Raw genomic sequence first — 18,988 nt, forward strand, 5'->3', positions numbered from 1 at the left:
CCCGCTAACTCCCGGTTTGATTACTGAGTACCGATGATATTCTTGGCCGCGCCGGTTTTTTCATTTGTTTTTTCCGCCTTTGATACACGATAATACTGATTGCAACACCGCCAAAAAGCAGCATGATTAATGGCAAATTACCTTCCGAAATCGGTTCCAGAGCCGGATCATACGTCAACAACAGTAACGCGACAACCAGGGTTGAAATCACAATCAAAATCAAATAGAACATATACATATTTCTAATTTTGCTGCGAACCCGGCATGAATAAAAATACAGACCGGTATAAATCAAGCAAAGTGTAACCAACAGACCCAATGCCATTCGGAACAAAGAACGATTATCGCAAACCACTCTTTCCAGCATCGATTCGGGTTCTCCCTGCCACGTTGCAGCTTGAAAAAAACGAGTCAAACAGCCGCCCACCGATCGAATTTCATCGCAATGGAACGGCATTTCCGCGGCAACTTCCGCTTCATTCGTCAACAGCGGCCAGAAACCAATACCGCCGAAATTATCCTTGAAATAAACTACGTCATCTTCCAATTGCTTCCAATTTTTACCATCAAATTCGATGACCGGGATAATATTTCTTAATAACACCCCGCGCTCTATTCCGTGTAATTCGCTGTTCTCTATTTCCAATCGTAATTTTTTCTTTGAGTCGGTCGTCGGTTCCTCGATAAAAACCAGAATTTTGGTATTCACTGTTTCCTGGGAGGGAATATTCGCCGCTGTCGCTATCCCGGTTGAAGACTTTGTTTGGTCGATCCATGCCAGCAAATTGGAGTACCGATAAATACCGGTTCCCAGCTTGGATTGGGAAACCAGGATATTGGCGAAGTAATCATTGTTTTCAGCGTGCAATCGTTTCTGCAGATCCGAAAAAAACCGATTGAATAACCCGACCGATTCGTAATCATCCGGAAAATCATTAAAGTAAAGTGTTACGCCATCCCCGCGTGTTGCCGGTTTGATAGCGCCGAATGTCACTTTTTGCGCAAATCTCGAAGTACTGTCGGTCAATCTTTCGGTCAGCAGGTTAACGATGCTGTCCGCCAGCGTCTCAAGAACCGTCACTCTGGCGGCATACGCTAGAGATCTCCATCGGTCCCAATAGGGTTTGTCGCTATGCACGACCCAATCGGCTTTGCTATTGTGTTTGCGGGCTGTTCGAATGAACGCTGCCTGAAGATTTTGACCGGCATCGTTTACGGACAACACTGTAATATCATTATGAGGATTATTGGTTTGCTTGATGATACCGTCTTCATCGAACGATAACCCATAGTATGCCACTCGGGACAATACGCTGAAATTAACCGTTTGCGTTTCACCATTGGCGACCCAGAACGGATAAAAACCATAAACTGTCCCCGACAAATCATCCAGAACACAACCGCAGCCGTTGCCATCCCATCGTATAAACGTTGTCGCGTTATAATCGGGCTTCTTCTTATAATGCAACTGAATAGCCGGATGAACGACGTTCTCATAAAGGCCGTTTACAAATTCATTGGTCAGCGTCAGATCTTCCGTTTCACAATCGCCCTTGCGGCGTATACGCAACAAATCAATTTGCCTTAACTGCTCCGAGAAATCGGGTATTCCTTGATAAGGGCCGGTCAATAAATCTTCGGTCAATTTATGAAAATCGTCATCGCTCCACTTTAAACGGGAAATATATTCATTCTGTTGATCAAGATCCCGGCAAGCGCCAATCCCCGCGGAGATTTTGGATTTTACCGTCTGAGCAAACAAATATGGATCCGGATAGGCGATACCACTGATCGTATTCTCCAGCAACTTAACGAGGATATGATTGAGCGAGGCAAACAACGTATCACCCATGAGGATCTCAAGAAAACTCTGACTGATAACCGGATCCGCGTAACGATAGTAGCGCTCGATCACCGGTACCAATTTATCAACCAACTCCGGATATTCACCAAGAACGCCCGTGACCGCTTCCTTGAGCGCTTCGACATTGTCAAATCGCTTGTTGACCAGCTTCGCCAGCTGCGCTTGTACCTGATTCTTACCTTGCAATACCTTGAAATCTTCCGCCGATAATTGGTAATAATAGGCCGTGAGTGGATTTTTATTGGATTTTCCCGGATCCGGCGGCGGTTCAACCACCTGTAAATATAAATACACCAGATCCAGCAATGCTTGATCGCTGCCCGTCCGTCTCACACCAAAATACTGGTTCTTTTGCTTATCCGGCTGATCATCGTTCCATTCCGAAAAGTCTGAACTGATGAGGATTTTCAATTCTTCCGGAAACATCCCTGCAAACGATGCAATGCGTTCCAATCGCAGAATCGTTTCGTCCACATAGCGGCGGCCGATGGGTTCGATCTTGAAATCGTAAATAAAGCGCTGCAACCAGAATAAGGTAACCGGTCCGAGCATCCCGTCCGTCAACGGATGTTGACTAAGAGCGGCATCGTGCGCCCAGTCACGGTCATACTGATAGATCACTGCAAGATTCTGCTGCATCCTCTTTACAGTGGATCTATCCAAGTGACTGAATTTCTCTTGATCCAGTAACCGATCATAATAAACTTCCGCCGCCGATACGACCGATACGCAACAACACCACACAATGAAAATAATATAAAAGTTTCTATTCATCGCATACTCACAAGGTTCGACCTTCCTTAAGCAGCTCTTTTGTTACACCCTGAATCAAATCGTGCTGAAGAATCTTTTTACGATCCGTGCGTATCGCCTGAATGGCGGCATAACGCACTGCGTTGGTAATAGCACCGCCAGTCAGTTCGTATCTTTCCGCCAATTTCATTAAATCCACATCGGCTGATAACAATGCACGATCCGCAAACATCCCCTGCCATAATCGAAGGCGTTGATCGGCATCCGGCATTGCAAAGTGTATCGAAGCCTGAAAGCGCCGGGCAAAAGCCTCATCAATGTTAGCTTTCAGATTGGTTGCCAGGATCACGACACCGGGATAGTCTTCAACCCGCTGCAAAAGGTACGATACCTCTTGGTTGGCATAGCGATCGTTGGAGTTACTGGTCTGTGTTCTTTTACCGAATAGCGCATCCGCTTCATCAAAAAATAAAATCCAGTTTTTATTGATGGCTTGATCGAATACATTGGCAAGGTTCTTTTCCGTTTCACCGATATACTTCGACACAACCATCGACAGATCGATGCGATACACATCAACGCCACTACCAAGCCCAATTAAGGTCGCGGTCAAAGTTTTTCCAGTGCCCGGCGGTCCGTAAAACAGCGCTCGATATCCCGGTTTAATGTTTCTTTCTAATTTCCATTGCTGCAAAATCGTTTGCGAATGCTGCAACCACGTATTGATATTCTCAACTTCATCCATCACCTCGGGGTCCAGCACCAAGTCATCCCATGTCAACGAAGTGGTAATCAGTTTTGCTGGAAAATGAATGCCATAATCGGTTTTATCACGGCGACCGAGCGTTACCCGATTCAGGCATTCGGAAGTTATCATCAGCATGGCGCTCAAAAACGGCTCCCCGCTGGCATTGTGTTCTATCCGGATCACCTGCTGTTTGGACAAGTAATGATCCGGCTGAAATAAGTTCATTACTTCAAAGCGCCTCGCCAGATTCTCGCCAGCAAGTATAAACACGGCCGTCTCACAAGTGGGTAAAAAACCGCTATGCCCTTTTCCTTTCCATCCGCCGAACTCGGTAAATCCGCGAGCAGTTTCCTGATTATTAAGCAAGAAGGTATCCAGCACATGCGGTTGAATATGCGGCAATAACGCCAGAATCAGCACCAGACGCTCATCAAAACCCATCGCATGGGCTTCTACCAATTGCGCATATTCGGAAGAATCGGTGTCGATATCCGGCGGCATAATCGTGCGGATATCAACAATGTCGGATTCCCTGCAGAAATAAATATCGCAACGAGCTGCGAGCACCGCTTTGAACCAGGTGATCTCTTTCTCTAAAGTAACTGCATTTGCATGACTTTCCATCATACCTTATGTGCAAGAAAACTCAGGATTGCTGATAGCGCGGTTGATTACAATAAGTCATGAGTATTTCATAAGGAGTGGCATTATTCAAACTCTTATGAAGGTTGATGATAGTGTAGAAGTCAATGAAACGGATCCGTCGAAAAAAGATTTGAGTGTGCCGCAGATCGCATTAAATAGAGAGATGCCTTGCTTCTTGCGCTCATCCGCGTTGCATCTCATCCTGCTCGGTGAATTAGCCGGCATTTCCTTGGAGAGGCTGACATTCAAGTTCATGCCCCAACGTTATGTACTACAACGTTAGTAAAAGGAATTTCCCATTGGTTTTGATTGCAGATATCGACAGCGAATCTTTGCAGATCGCACTGAATAAGTCCGTAATCACCCGCCACGGTGCCATTGAAGATAGCGACTATTTTATAGTCCAAGGATGATGTGTTGGCTTGTTCAAAAAGAACCCTTGCACTTACTAATGCATGCCCATAATTTTCTTGCAGCAGCCTTAAGCGTATGCCATCCTCAAATACGAGCGGTATTTGAGTGGTGCTTTGTTGCTGGTATTTGTAATCAATTCCGATCGTATTGGTGACCACAAACCCGCGTGATAGATTTTGCGGACCGGCTTCCATAAAGGCGTTCATGGTTAAAGTTTGCGGCATCATTTCGTTGCCAAGCGACAACTGAACATGCTCCAGCGAGATGTATATAACCTTGCCAAAACGTCCATCTGAAAGCATCACGTAATCGCCAATCTGACAGGGGAACCAGAGCTCGTTATCCGTATAAGGCCGGGAAATAAAACTTGATAACACGGATAATGGCAATCTTAATTCAAGATCCGGTAAAGCGGGATTGCTTAGTTTCGCATACAAATTAAGCGCTTCAACTTTCATAGGCACACCATTATAGATGATGCGTTCATCCTCCCTTACCGGGCCGGCATTGAGGAGAATTTGTAATTCCCTGAGATATTGCGGAATATAACTCCTCAGCGTCAGAACAATCAGCGCCAATAATAATACGGCTACACCTAACAGGATTTGGTCATTTCTCGCATTTAAAACAAGAAAAACGGCAGCGATGGAAAATAGGACGGCCGTTGCGTAGAAAGCCAGCTTAAAGATGCGTTGAAAAAAGGTTTGCTTGCCTTCTTGGTTGTAACTACTGAAATGTACAATCAGTCTCCAGAACAGATAGAAGAAAAGACACACAACCACCACGGCAATCACAATAAATAAAAGCGTGGCGCCGCGGTTTGCGGCAAATTGTTTTAATGATTCACTAAAGGTCACTTCTTTTTCAGTTTGGGATTTTATTATTTCTTTCAACTGAATTTTAGAAACCTCGAGCGACTGTTTTTTTTCATCGAGACGGGTTTCCCACTTCTTCTTTATTTCTTCAAAATGTTTAAGTGTGCCAGGTTCAAGTACCGGGATAGAAATTTGTGTCATATGCGCGAGACTTTTCTCAATATCCTGAATCTGGGATTCAAGAAAAGGAATTTTATTTTGCAAATTTGCCAGGTTTCTTTTATCTTGCGTCAGTTCATGCAACTCGCTCATAAAAGGCTTTAAAATTTCCAATAACTCCTTTTGCCAATCAAATGCGGATTCGCTGGGCGTATCTTGAAGCTTTGTTAATTCCAAGCCACCCGATTGAATGATTTCAAATGATTTCTCACTTTGCGTCAGTGACTGACTAATACTGTTTATTTCATTCTGAATATCAATCTTTTCATGCTCCGCATCAGTTTTCTTCAGTAAGTTCTCTTTCTCATCAATCTCTTTTTTTAGCAGATTGATCGTATCAAGGATCATATTTAACTGATTGGCCGGTGATACATGTTCTGCGTCATACGTAAAAGGCGCGAGTATGGGTTTATGTTTGGGCAACGGCGCCAATAAGCTTTTTGATTGAGAAAACTGTTCTTGAGATGATGAATTTTTATTATTGGCATGGCTAAAAGCCGAATGATGCGCGTAACCGATCAACAAGATAAATATCAAAATGCGTATAAATTTGCTCTCCTGTGGGTTGCCGCCGGCAGTCATCAGATTCATTGGAATATTTTATGGAGTCGATACAGGTATGACTAAATTTTCACCAGTAATTTCACCGGTTTTGCTCAGTTGGGACATTTCAGCATCAAATATCGGCCCATCCTTTGTCATCACCGAAACTTTTACATGACGAAGCCGCAATTCGACTGGCAACTGATTCGATGAAACTGGAAGTTTCGCTTCAATAGTGGCAACGTCTTGGGCGGAAAAGTTCTTTGGACTGCGGATCACTGTGCGCACTATATTTTTTCCATTCTCAGGTGCAATTCGTACTTCACTGACATAAGCACCGGGATAGTTTTTAATTTCCTCAATTAAAACATTGCGTACTCTTGTCTCGTAAATCACTTTGCTGACTAAAATCTTGGTATTGGCGCTTAATATCACAAAGAGCAGTATCATTAATACGATGCTGATTCCATTAAGCCAAATGACTTTATTATTGCTGTAGAAGCGGTTGATCGCATTATGAAACCCGGAGAGCCACAATACGATGGATGATGAAAACTGGATCGCGACCACATTGGTAATCGTCAACAAATACGCTCCGAAGGCTTCATCCCAACTGCCGCGCGCTAAAAAGATAGTTCCGGCACATAACGGCGGAACCAGGGCGGTTGCAATCGCGACACCAACTATCGCATTGGGAATGCGCGGCGTAATAACCGCATAAGCACCGACCGCTCCGCCCGCCAGCGCAATCATTAAATCCAAATAATTGGGACGCGTTCTTGCCAGTAATTCAGTGCTAACCGGCATGTCGTCATGGATAAAACCGATAATAAAGGAGCAGAAAATAACGATGCCGATACCGCCGATTAAGGAGATCGCGGATTGTTTGAATAGCAGATAATCACCATCGACAAGCGATAATGAAAGACCCGCTATCGGCCCCAGCAACATCGCTACCAGCATGGCACCAATAACACCGGATACACTTCCGGCTAAAAGTGCATAACTGGCAATGATCGCCGCGAGCGCATTCATTACGATAAAAGCTTTCTCGAACTGTGCGTTGTGAACAATATCCGCTCTGATTTCCTGTATCTTAGTCAACTGATCATTGTTTTTGATGTTATTAATGCTATTGGAGCTATTCATTATGAAGCCCTTGTCGGTATATGATTCGGCATAGTAATCTTTGAAATTTTCAAATGATAAGAAACCACATTGTCTTAAATTATAATGTGAATCGAATGTTCAATAATTTAACTTCGAAGTAATAGACGATCCCCTCAAAAAGATGTTTCTTAAATACAACAAGGGTAATCATGTGAGCACATCTGATGGGGCGTCACATAGACCGAGACTTTTGCACGGTGTCATGAGCGGTACCAGAATAAGGCAAAAATTTGCGGAAAAGCGGAGTTTACACGGGGTAAATGAGCATTTTTTGCGAATTTTTAACGCAATTATCGTGCCGCGTAGTAACCGTGTGAAGGTCTCATAATATGATTTGCCCGCCCCCGATTATTCTATGTTCTGAACAGGATATAGCAGCCACAACCTGATTTAGCAGGCCCCGGTTTGATGTTGAACGCCGGATAAGATTGGTAAGATTGACAAGCAAAAACGACCGATCGAGTTTGGATAATTCCTCTATTATTTGTTCATTAACGCCAGGTGACGTGAATAGCGCGTTCCATCCAGGCATGTTTAATCACCGAAAAACTCCACGGCAAGCTGTCCAGCAGCATATCAAACACACCCGGTTCAACCGTTAAATACCACATTCCATCTTCTTTTAACTGCAATATCCCTTTTCGCTGCAAGAAAGTTTCACGTAATCCGCTGATGGAAGTATTGCCGATGGTTTTCCAATTCTGAATCATGCCGCGTAGCAATCCTTCAATCGTTTCTTGCTCTTGTGCCGCGAGTTCGATTTCGCTACAAATGGGAATGCCGGTTGAGATTCCGCATAAAATTTTATTCAGAGTCAGCTGATATTCCGGGGATTGCGATTGCTCATTGACCAGGTACTGCAACACATGCACTGACCGTTCCGCTGCATGCCGATCGACAAATGCATCATCGTTAATCAACCCCAGCAATGTAAAAAGCCGGGGAAGATACGGAGCGGCTAACACCAATCCTGCATTATCGATAAATATCTCTTCGGTCACATCGGGTGATTTCACTTTGCGCAATAAAGCTTCCCAGTCGATTACAGATCGCTCGTCTTCGGAAAATAATCCGGCTATCGCTGCAGGCTGATTGAGCAACCGGTTTTCCTTTATTACGCGGGGCGGCAGAAGCTCCGCCCCTTCTCTGATTATCTCGTACAAAATTGCAGAAAGCGCACCGTATGCTTTGCTCTTTTCCAACCTTTCATACCAGGCCAGCAACGTCGCTCCGGTATTCGCTCCCACCGATACCGCGCGTGCCAACGCACGGATATAAGCGGACGATTCGAATGCATGCTCACCTTTCGTCATGCAATAGGCTATACCCGTTCGCCGCAGCCGGTGTTCCCATTGCGTCTGATTCTCCGGTGCTTCCGAGCCCGCTAACGCATGCAGCTTAGCGCTATGCGCCAGCAAGTGCTCCGTGATTTGCGCTGCCTGCGGTTGCCATAAATAAATGATATCGAGTATCAGCGCCGGCGATAATTTGTCAGCCAATTCATCCAGCTCCATGACGCTTAGCAGCTCGTGCAACCGCCGCTGATGGCCCGAAAACCGCATATCAGTCCGACTGGCTCGCTTCGCTGTCTTCAACAACCCGGACTTTCTCAGTCCGGCTATTATCTTTCTGTAAGCTACGCTATAACCCGCTTCAGTTTGCCAAGCCGGTTCCCTGCCGGACTGCCTGGCTTCAACCGGATCGGTCGCTTGGGGTTGCTTCGCTTTTTTATCCGCCACCCGGTCGTTTTGTACGTCGGTTGCCGTTTCTTCGCCGCCGGTTTTGTAATTTTCACTGTCCGGCTGCGACGCCGCCGCAATCGCTTCCACATCAATGTCCCGGTTCTGCAGCATGGCTTCCAGCAATTTCCAGTAGTACACGCGCTGATCGGCTACCCGGTTCGCTTGCTTGTCGATGGCCTGCAGAAAAATCATGCGGTCGCTGTCCGGAACCGCCGATTCGATCTGCAGCCATCCTTCGATCAGGCTGCGCAGGTCGCGTGCGTTCAACTGCGCAATCGTCTGATCGTAATAGCCGTGGCGCAAATCCTGATAGAAACGCCGTAGTCGCACGGGGTTCTTGCCGAACATTTCCTGCAGCTGCTGCTGCAATTCCCGGTGCGCGGCATTCGCCCTGCCCGTCAAGAATCGCTGTCGCAATTGACGATACGCGTTATCGTCTTTCACTCGCCCGTCAGCTATCAATGCTGCGTTTTTTCCTTCCGCCGGGTGTCGTTCGGGAGCAATTGTGGCGCACATTTGCAGTTGCGTATAAATCGTGCCGTATGATTTATCCCGCTTCAGCGCCACAAGCCATGCATACAACGTCTTCCGCGGGTGCGCCGGTTCCGATATGCCACGGGCAAGCGCTTGCAGATAGGCCAGCGGCTCAAATTCCTTACCGGGTTGCGTCGACCAGTAGGTCAAGCTGGCCATCCAAAGTTTCTGTTGCCATTGCGCGCGGCTAAGCGCACCTTCACGGTATGTCAGTTTATACAGCTTATCGCTGTAGCCAAGCAGGCTCTCGAACATCAAGGCCGCTTGTTCCGACAACACCCAATGGATATCTTGCAACACGCGTTTTGACAGTTTGACGATCTTGGCACGCGTTGTCGCCTGGTTGAGCAATTTTTGAAGTTGTTGCCGGAATGCTTCCGGTCCCAAGCTCTCTTGCAGCGCAATCGCTTCTTCGGCTGTCATGATCCCATGCAACGCCGCCGCTATCCGCGCCCCCGGTGTCTTTCGTTCCAGAAAAAACCGCTTTGCGGGTTGATTAAGAGAAACTGCGGATTCGTGATGTTCGCCAACAAGCCTCTGCCCAGAAATTTGAGCGTTGAGTTTCTGCAATGTGTCCGTTAGAACATGACCGATTTTTCCGGCTTTTTTTCTTTGAATCGCCGTTTCCAGCACCTGTTTCGCTAACTGGCGTGACGTCTGCCACGGTTCCCGAATCGCATTTTGATTGATCAATAAAAGCAATAACGCTTGCGGGTAACTGGATAACCGATTGTCTGACAGTAATAATTCGAGTACCTGTACCCACGCAACAGATGATCGTTCCACCGGCGGGTATTGAGGATCGCCGCGCTCAAGCAATATTTGCCGGTAAATCCGCAAAAAATCGGCAAGTATGGCAGCATTCGCTGGCGTAATGTGAACTAGCAAATGCTCTAAATGCTGCTGCGAAAACTGAGAAACCAGGCGTTTCACCATGATTGTCCGGTCAACCGCCGGCAAGCGTCTCAACAGCGAGACCAATAGCGCTCCGGCTTGTTCAGATTGCAACAGATGCTGAAGCATTTCTTCATGCACGTGCTGATTGGTTGTATTGGTATGCCAAGGCAAATTGCCGGTTCGCAAAAAATCCCGCAATCGCTCCAGATCCGATTGCAACCGGCTGACACGCCGTGCCGGAGCCGCGAGCATTTCTCCGGAACCAGGCGCTTTCTTTTGCGCGGACAGTAGCCGATCGCTCAACTTCTCCCGCAAGCGTTGAATGAACTCATCGTGAAAATTGTCTTCGGCTATATCGCCCAGATCAATTTCCAGCTGATCCAAACGCCAGTCGAAACCAGCTTCGTCAAATTCGAATAAAACCGTATCGATAACCGGTAACAATTTTGTTCTTAACCAGACGTCCATGCCGGTTTCGAGCGCCTGAGCGATTGCGATGGAATCAAAAGAACAATCAAGAATAAGCTCTTCGATTCGATGTACTGCCGGCATAACACTAAATCCAGCGCTCAGTGCTATTCCCTTTCCTGTTTTTTATAAGGAAAGAAATGATTCTTTTGGATGCATCATTCAACTGCGCGAGACTCTCTTGCACCGGATTCTGATTGGCAAGCCGCATACAGTCCAACCATATCCGGTAGCGCCGCTCGAAATCCTGCATATAAACAAAATCAAGCCAATAGAACTCCGGGAAAACATGCGCCGGAAGATTTTTGAGTACCGTTTCTTCAGCGAATTTTCTGAATGCCGGATTTGAAAACCGGGCTGTCCAGGAAGGGAAAATCACGCTGACCCTGAAATCGAAGAAGGCCGCGCCGGGGCTATCATCCGGTTGATCGTAGCCTCTAGGCCGCAATAACACATGTTCAATCAAGTGGAACCCCTCACAGGCAATGCTGAGTTGCGTCAACGCATGGCAAAACTCATGGGCGTAACGTATGGCCTCATCTTGACTGTCCTTCACTTCCAATGGCCAGAGATGCGCGAACTGCACGGTTTTTAAACAAATAAATGTTTTGCCGCCTGAAGTTACCAACCGGTAATTTCGTAATTCAGCGCCTTCTTTAAAAATCGCATACCCAAGCGGGGGTAATGTCGAAGGAATCGAAAGATTCGTAAACTTTTCTTCCTCAGGAAAAATAGAAACCGCCGATTGTTCGAGCGCTTCAGACAGGAAATTAACACCTTGCGCAAACACGCGATCGGGAATCAAGCGGCAGCCTCTTGCCAGCAAAACCGCTGTAATGGACGGTATGCTGTTAAATTGCGTCAGTCCCAGCAAAATATTGATCCGCTGGTGAGCGCCGGCCATATTTTCAACAACCTCCTGATCGGCCGTTCGCATCGCAGGTTCCAAATAGTTATAACCAAGTGCACGATCGCGCGTAATTTCCCGAATACACTTCAAGTAATTAATCTTATTATCAAGAATCCATTTATCCGGATTCTTCCGCCAGTAACGATCGAATTGCAACAGTAACGCTTGCGGGTATTGTTCACCATGCATCGCCAACAACGTATCCAATAACCGATTTTTCCGATCTGCATAGTCATCGTAGCGCGCTAATAGCGTGGCTAATAAAGTCTGACTACATTCCTTGTTACCGACATAAAGGCTTTCAATGTCGGGAATATTCCGATCGTCTAAAATTCTGGAAAAATAGGATTGATCGTGCTTTGAATCCAGCGAAAACAATCGAGGAATCTCATGCAGATTCTGCAAATAATCCGCCATGAGCTGTTCAAAGGGAAATAAGTAGGCTTTTAATTGCTTTGCACGCGCTTGAATCTCCAGAGGTTTGGATAGTGGAATACCATAGCGGTTAATTCCATAAATGGCAGGAAAATGATTTTGGATTGAGAAATATTCTTGCAGCGGCCGCTGCTGACCTTTTGGCAATGGAATCAATTGCGAAAGCGATGGGTGACTATTTCTGAAGGCGTGATATTCGAAAATTAACTTCTTCAACTCCAGCCGGGTTTCTTCAAGTAAGAGAACATCTTGCGTATCGTCGTAAGGTTCAAAACCAGGAACCCTCCGGGCGGACTGCCGTTGACTGACCGCTTGTGGAAGAGCCAATTTCAGCATTTGCTTCGGGTTGGCCGATTTTGGGAAACATAAATCCGGAAACACATACCGGGACGAATCATAGGAAATACTGGTGTGCTTCTTATTATCCTGGTCAATTAAATACAGCTCTTTTACTTGGATGACACCATCGACTTGATTCGCCAATGTGATCAAATCAATCACCCCGAGCACTTGTTGCGAATCTTCAAAACAACGATCGCTTATATAACCATGATTTGTCAAAGGGCCGCAAAAGATCTGCTCAAAATCGCCTAACTGACTGAAAACCGATTCATAGCGATCAATCTGAATTCCTGAAGATATACAGTGCGCGCATTTGAGAAAAATCTCGGCATAAATTTTGGCGCGGTTGTGTGATGGGTGAACCTCGACCTCTCCCGCCAGAAAGAAAGGTATGGAATGAATGACTTCGATATGGTGAATGTCTTCACAAAGATTACGATGTTGCAAAAAAACCGTCTGTATTTTTTGCTTAATCGTTGTTTCGTCAAATGTTGCAACAGCATTATCCGGCGGTTCGATTTGCGTAAACAAACCATTACCGATCTCTTGCAGCGACGCATCCAGTTTGTTTAACGCATGTTCAAATTTTGATAAGGGAATAGTCAGCTTTGCCAGCCAATCCATTTCCACCGGACTCGAATTTTTTCGATCCGAATCCAGAAACGCTAAAACATTCTTAAGCGCCTCGCTCAGCTTGGCATAGCCGAATACCGCATCCATTTTTAGCAGAATCTCGTCAAAACGTCCGGTCAAATCGGCGCTCAGTAATGAATCAGCCACTACCGACCAGAGGTTATTGATCCGGCTCCAGATACTGTCGATACAGGACAAGATTCGATCCAACCGGCACAGAATCTCGTTCAATTGTTTGATAAGCTGCACGGATTCCCGCTCTGAAAGAGCGCTCTCGGATCCGCTATCGCGGCCTCTTTGCAATGCTTCCACCCAAGTATCCAAGCATTCACCAACCTGGTCGAGCTGGTTGCGCACCTGGTCCGATACCGAGCTTATCCACTCAAGCTTTGCGGAATTTTCTCCGAAGCTGCGATCTTCCTGCTTCGGTTTCTCCGTACCGCTTTGCAGTTGCGCTGCATTTAGTTTCACAAAAACGGAATAAAGTCCCTTCGGCGCCGGATCCCCTTCTGCAGCGTATGGTTCCAGCCAGACATATTCGATCTCCGGTATCGCGTCGTATAAAACTTTCTGATAGTCGATTTCTGTGACGGCTGCACTTGGAAATACTTCCTCCGGAGAAAATAGCGCATGCTGGCGATAGTCGATCTTATTGTTATCACCAGCCAAGTAGTCCTGAACTTCAAATTCGGTTCGATACGATAAATCAGTCAGGCCATAGCAAAGATGTTCCAGGATCGTAACGCCCGGATCGTGCGTATTATAATCCGTCCATATCTTGCCGCTGAGATCCTGCGTTCTGTCGAATGCTTCTTTTCTTAAAGTATCAAAATCAAGACCATCCGGATCAATTCTAATTCGTGGTATTTGATCAGATGTTGACATAGTCGGTTGAAGCTACCGCTGAACGCTGTTTATTACACTGCGTCTCGATCTGCAAATTCAAGTCTTCCAGCAGTTTGTTAACACGATGATAAGGCAGGTTTCCCAGTGCTTTAAGAGAGAACGAAAGCTCGTCTTCGGTAAAAACAAATTGCCGCCGCTCTTGAGGGGAAGCGCCGGCAATAAATAAATGGTTGGCTTGATGATTTAATTTTCCGATCAACTCAAAAACCGATTTAAAAGGACATTCTGCAAGCGCTTCCAAGAGCAAATTGCCTTCTTCCAGATTCAAGCTGATAATTAATGTTCGCTCGGTCATTTCATTTATCCGTTTTTTCCTGCCGCTTACGTATGACCTGCGGATAGACGGATCCAGGTTCTTTTTCACTTTCATACATCAGCGGATCATGCCAAAGCCGGGTCATATAATAGTTAACCCAGATATTATCGCCATACGAAGCTTCTACGCGGAGCTGTAACTTATATTCAAAGTTTTCGACATTTTCGCCGTTCTGCCAGCGCAATTCGAGGCGATTACATTTTGCGCCGTAGTGGGACTGATGATAGGTGATATGGCCCTTGGTGTTGTACGTATTAAGCGCGAATGCATGCATCAATGCAAACTTGCCGTCCGCATCTTTTCCGCCAACCCCGGCAACCACTTCAAATGCTTGGCAGCCCGTTAACATTTCAGTGACATCGTGCCAGTTGCCGTCGGCAGGTACGGCAAGTTCTCCGCGTTGCCCCACCCGGCCATAAGATGCGATGGTTCCGGCGACATCCAACTCGAATCGAGGTATCGCGGTATTAATTCCGACGCCCATTTTAGCCGCGCCCGCGGAATCAGGATCCACCGGTCCGATACTGCTTAGAGTCAATACGTGGGGATTACTTTGATTGCCAAAACTCAAATTCGTGGTCGCTTTGTCAATACCCACAGACCACATGGCGCTCAACGTCGCCATATTTTGATAAAAGCTCATCAGTTTTCCATCGCCTAATTGCGAGACTTTTAAACCATCCTCAACGGTTCTGTCGAAACCGTCATCAATCAAGTTCAGCGTTGAGTCAATGAGATCGGCGAATGCAACTTCCGATGGCATCCTTCCATTCTTAAATTTGGCTTCTAATGTTTTTCTATCTTTTCGCGCCATTTTTCATCAGAAATAATAAAAGTACTGCCAATCTCCAGCTTCCCAATCCCGGTTATTTCCGGTTCGATCAAATCGAAGCGATCATCCACTTCAATGAAATGTTGCCCAATGGGTGCCACAATACTCCAGGGATAGATTGGAGCGATATCTTTGGATTCTATATCATCTTCCTTCCGCTCCGCGCTATCAAACAATTCAAAATAATCATCACCTCTCGGTACGATACGTAAAATCGAAAGGTTGGTTACACGATCAATATAACTCATGCTCTGAATATACGATTCGATATCGTGCTTGCTGATGCTCCAGCCAAAATGATTGGTATTGCCAACCGTTTCATTCCAAGGCGACAAAAAATCCGAAATCGCTGTATTTAATCGATTCAAATGTAAGCCTGCCAATAGCGGGTTCTTCAACTTGACCGTACACCGGATCTGGATCACTTCATAAACCGGATTACCGACATGAACCGTCACAAATGGCGTTGTCAGCTCACCGATGTAACCTTCAATCTCATTGATCAAATGGCCGCTTAAGAACGGTTGCTGCATCAGCATTTCATCACGCGACAAATAAGGCAACGCGACTATTACCAGTTGACCGGGAGAAAACTGCCGTGTGGTTACGAAATCCGGCGCCATGCTGGGAAAGCATTTCACTTTATAGACCTGAGGGAATTTTTCCAGTATCAGCAATTCATAGTCCACCGGCAACAATGCGCGCTTCTTATGTTTCAGACGCTCGCTAATGCGCACTCGCAATTGATTGTGATCCTCTGTCAGCTTGCCGCCGAACGAAGCTTGGATTTGTTTGATGCTTCCAATGCCGGGAATTGATTTACGGGCGCGCGTCACGGCGCCGGGCGGCAGCCTTATCAAATGACGTTGCGTAGTGCCGCCCAATTGCCGGCTGACCATGATCGCTTGCGCATGGATCGAATAAACGCTGCAAAAATTTTCCAATTCATGCTCGGCAGATGCTCTTAACCAGGATAGCCCGGCTGGCAGCACCGTATTTTCCTGCGTAATATCCATCGGAATATTTAAAGTGATGATCCCGGACGTCATAAACCGTTGGGTGGAGTCTGACAATATCTCTTTCGCACTTAGCGGCAGCCATTGATTATTGGCCATATAGAACCACTGTAACTCTTTCAGATAAGAATTCTTAATCGGCAGGGAATTTTCGCGCAAATAAAAATACAGCGTTATCACACCGCCATTCATCAACCCTCGTAAGCCGATCAATAAATTGCCTGAATATGAATATCGCGGCAACAAAAAAATGTGGCGATCGACGTTAACCATCGCATTTTCCCAACCCAACGGATGCCAGTGAATTATTTTTTCTTGCATCGTGGGTATACAGTTTGTTTCTTCCCTGCCCACGATGATTTTTGAAGCCGCTTTATAGTTTGCAAATATCGAAACGATCATCGGCGTATAGGGAGGATTCGGTATTTTTTTCAGAAACTGGCTATGCTTCTGTTTCGCGTTAAACGTCAATACCTCCGTCAATACTTTCGGATACTCCCGATGACCAAAAGCTTGTTCCGGGGCAATCAGTGTAAATTTAAAAAAACCTTTATTGGTGGATGGCGAATAACGGTATGGAATCCCGGAGCTGCGGTATTCAACCGGACTCCAACTGGAAATAATGGAGCGACAAGACAGGTGGCTATGCTCATTGATTTCACTCCCGCCATCCAAGCCGGTATTCGTTTGGAAAAGTGAGCTGACAGTTGCCGCTCCGGCATTCTCAGGCAGCCATTTGCCATTCGCCAGGACTGTGGCGCTAACCCGGAAATCCGTATCTTCAGAGAGCTCATAGCCTTGATAATAAGCCTTGAAACCACCCAGCGCTGCAGGTATGCCCCCCCATTGAATCACGATATCAAAATCGGATAAATGCTTACCGGCGGTTTCCGGACACCCTGCAATCAGATAAGAACCTACTTCCGGAATCGGGCCGAAAGGTGCAAAGGGCGTCAACGGCGATAATTGTCCGATATTATTGTATAGCTGCAGTGTTCTGCATCCTTCGACATGAACGTCTATTTCAACCGACGATACTTCCAGTTCGCAAAAAATCCCATAAGGGTATAAATAACTCCGGGAATTCAATAGAAACCGGATGACCGGCAACTCGGTTCCAAAATCCGCTCCATGAACATCGGGATTGACTGCAATAATTCCTGGAAAACTTTCCGGCAACAACACGGTTATTCGCAAGCTATTGGGTTTTTGCTGCGAATCGACGCCGGAATAGGAAGGCAAATATTCCGGTACTTCTTGCCACCCGCTTTTGGTTGATAAGCTGATGACAAAACTATCTTTAAACGCTTTAAAAAAAGCTTGCTGCTCCTGAATGCGCGTTGAAGTTGCGCTGCTGCTACCACACCCGGAATGCGTGGCTGCGGCAATTTTCTGAATCCATTGTCCCAGCGTCAGCCCGTTATGCTTAAAAGAAATCTCAATCGTTACCGTTCGCCGCCCTTCTTTCAATTGCAAAACCTTGCTTGCGAATGCGAAACCGATATCCGCTTGCTGCGCCAAAGCATTTTCTTCACCGTCTCTCGTCGCACCGAATAGCGGATAAGAAGGCATAGTATCCTGATCGATATTCGTACTCGGCAATGCCGGAATATCATGCAACCAGCAAGCGGTTGCCAATTGTCTTCCGGATTCACCGGATCGGTCATTCAACACGACATTTTCCAGCAAATCGTTTTCTGGAAAATTCATCGCATCCCTTTTAAAGTAAAGGGTATAAACCGACTTTACGATCGCATCATTGACTGAAACATCTTCGGTTGCCGTGTAAACGGCTTCCAGCTTTTCGTCATCCAGTTTTGCAAGAAATTCGGTTCCTCGTGATATCAATCCCTTATAGTCTTTTTTGTTGGGAGTAATTACCAAGAAAACATAATCCGGGGAAAAATCACGCTGCTGAACCTTGAGTACTTGATCATAGTAAAAATCAACATAATTCAGCGTAAATCGATTTAATTTTTTTTGCAGTTTCTGAAATAGCTGTAAAAAAGCAAATAATAAACCGACCGCAGGGTCATGATCACCGCTCAGTAAAGATGAAGAAAGTAATTTGGCTGCATTTATCTGCACCATTTCGATGGCTTTAATAAAGGCATAATGACTCGATCGGATCGGTGCGGTATCAGTTATCTCAACGGCACTCGTTTCACGATGGATCTGCGACTCTCCTTCGGTGGAAAACGTCAACGCAATCAGGTCGCTTGAAAAAACTTCCTGATGTTCGCGATACCCGAGGTGTCCCGCTAAATATTGCCAAAGAATTTCGGTATCCTTCCTCAGCCCGATAATCACGCTTTCCAAGACCTTGTGCAATTCCGTTGTGACTTGATTCCGCGATACCGACAATATCTGCAACCAGTTATCTAACAAATGTATTGCGGTATAGGTTCCGATCATATGCCGGCCAACTTCTTTGTAAGCGATTGATCGCAGCGCATTAACAATTGGATTCCCGGTATTCGAGGTTTCGCTGCCGACTGTCAATTTCTTCAAATCAACCGACAGTATCGTCGCGATCACTACCGTTTCATCCGATGAGAAAAATTGTTTCCAGGTCCCGGAAACTTGGTGTTCCAGGTTATAAAATTTCATTACCTGTGCATAATCAACCAACAAAGCTAACAGTGTATGAAAATGCATTTCCGATACATTAAAATAATCTTTCTGCAATGCAGGCAGAAGCCTGTTCTTCTGACTCCGGCCATCGCTAATATGCAGCTGATAATTTAATGGATCTTTATACGATCTCATCCGCTTGCTCGAATAAA

9 protein-coding genes are annotated in these 18,988 nt (G+C 46.0%); all 9 read right to left on the minus strand.

Going from position 1 to position 18,988, the window contains the following annotated elements:
• Positions 1-4 precede the first annotated feature (4 nt).
• Positions 5-2,638 (minus strand): hypothetical protein, encoded by a 2,634-nt coding sequence (locus KF839_RS04095; protein WP_292916563.1) that lies wholly within the window; start codon positions 2,636-2,638, stop codon positions 5-7.
• 7 nt (positions 2,639-2,645) lie between these two features.
• The gene (locus tag KF839_RS04100; protein WP_292916564.1) at positions 2,646-3,992 is read right to left on the minus strand and encodes an ATP-binding protein; all 1,347 of its coding nucleotides are present in this window, start codon (positions 3,990-3,992) and stop codon (positions 2,646-2,648) included.
• Positions 3,993-4,261: 269 nt separating this feature from the next.
• A complete protein-coding gene (locus tag KF839_RS04105; protein WP_292916565.1) occupies positions 4,262-6,049 on the minus strand; it encodes a hypothetical protein in 1,788 nt (595 codons plus the stop codon).
• Positions 6,050-6,058: 9 nt separating this feature from the next.
• Positions 6,059-7,150, minus strand: a complete 1,092-nt coding sequence (locus KF839_RS04110) for a TIGR00341 family protein (protein ID WP_292916566.1) — start codon at positions 7,148-7,150, stop codon at positions 6,059-6,061.
• 512 nt (positions 7,151-7,662) lie between these two features.
• Entirely contained in the window at positions 7,663-10,896 is a 3,234-nt protein-coding gene (locus tag KF839_RS04115; RefSeq protein ID WP_292916567.1) for a contractile injection system tape measure protein, read from the minus strand.
• A gap of 4 nt (positions 10,897-10,900) precedes the next feature.
• Entirely contained in the window at positions 10,901-14,017 is a 3,117-nt protein-coding gene (locus tag KF839_RS04120; protein WP_292916568.1) for a hypothetical protein, read from the minus strand.
• Positions 14,004-14,333: a hypothetical protein gene (locus KF839_RS04125; RefSeq protein WP_292916569.1), complete on the minus strand. Its 330-nt coding sequence runs from the start codon at positions 14,331-14,333 to the stop codon at positions 14,004-14,006. The genes KF839_RS04120 and KF839_RS04125 overlap by 14 nt, the downstream gene beginning before the upstream one ends.
• A 1-nt stretch (position 14,334) precedes the next feature.
• Positions 14,335-15,117, minus strand: a complete 783-nt coding sequence (locus tag KF839_RS04130) for a hypothetical protein (protein WP_292916570.1) — start codon at positions 15,115-15,117, stop codon at positions 14,335-14,337.
• 23 nt (positions 15,118-15,140) lie between these two features.
• Positions 15,141-18,971, minus strand: a complete 3,831-nt coding sequence (locus KF839_RS04135) for a hypothetical protein (protein ID WP_292916571.1) — start codon at positions 18,969-18,971, stop codon at positions 15,141-15,143.
• Positions 18,972-18,988 lie beyond the last annotated feature (17 nt).

Source organism: Nitrosomonas sp., from assembly GCF_019635155.1.
Lineage (GTDB): Bacteria > Pseudomonadota > Gammaproteobacteria > Burkholderiales > Nitrosomonadaceae > Nitrosomonas.

What these genes read in the sequence shown, in the direction of transcription:
- KF839_RS04135 (WP_292916571.1), bottom strand. Translation starts at nt 18,971, where the DNA reads ATGAGATCGTATAAAGATCCATTAAATTATCAGCTGCATATTAGCGAT.
- KF839_RS04100 (WP_292916564.1), bottom strand. Translation starts at nt 3,992, where the DNA reads ATGATGGAAAGTCATGCAAATGCAGTTACTTTAGAGAAAGAGATCACC.
- KF839_RS04095 (WP_292916563.1), bottom strand. Translation starts at nt 2,638, where the DNA reads ATGAATAGAAACTTTTATATTATTTTCATTGTGTGGTGTTGTTGCGTA.
- KF839_RS04125 (WP_292916569.1), bottom strand. Translation starts at nt 14,333, where the DNA reads ATGACCGAGCGAACATTAATTATCAGCTTGAATCTGGAAGAAGGCAAT.
- KF839_RS04115 (WP_292916567.1), bottom strand. Translation starts at nt 10,896, where the DNA reads ATGCCGGCAGTACATCGAATCGAAGAGCTTATTCTTGATTGTTCTTTT.
- KF839_RS04105 (WP_292916565.1), bottom strand. Translation starts at nt 6,049, where the DNA reads ATGAATCTGATGACTGCCGGCGGCAACCCACAGGAGAGCAAATTTATA.
- KF839_RS04110 (WP_292916566.1), bottom strand. Translation starts at nt 7,150, where the DNA reads ATGAATAGCTCCAATAGCATTAATAACATCAAAAACAATGATCAGTTG.
- KF839_RS04120 (WP_292916568.1), bottom strand. Translation starts at nt 14,017, where the DNA reads ATGTCAACATCTGATCAAATACCACGAATTAGAATTGATCCGGATGGT.
- KF839_RS04130 (WP_292916570.1), bottom strand. Translation starts at nt 15,117, where the DNA reads ATGCCATCGGAAGTTGCATTCGCCGATCTCATTGACTCAACGCTGAAC.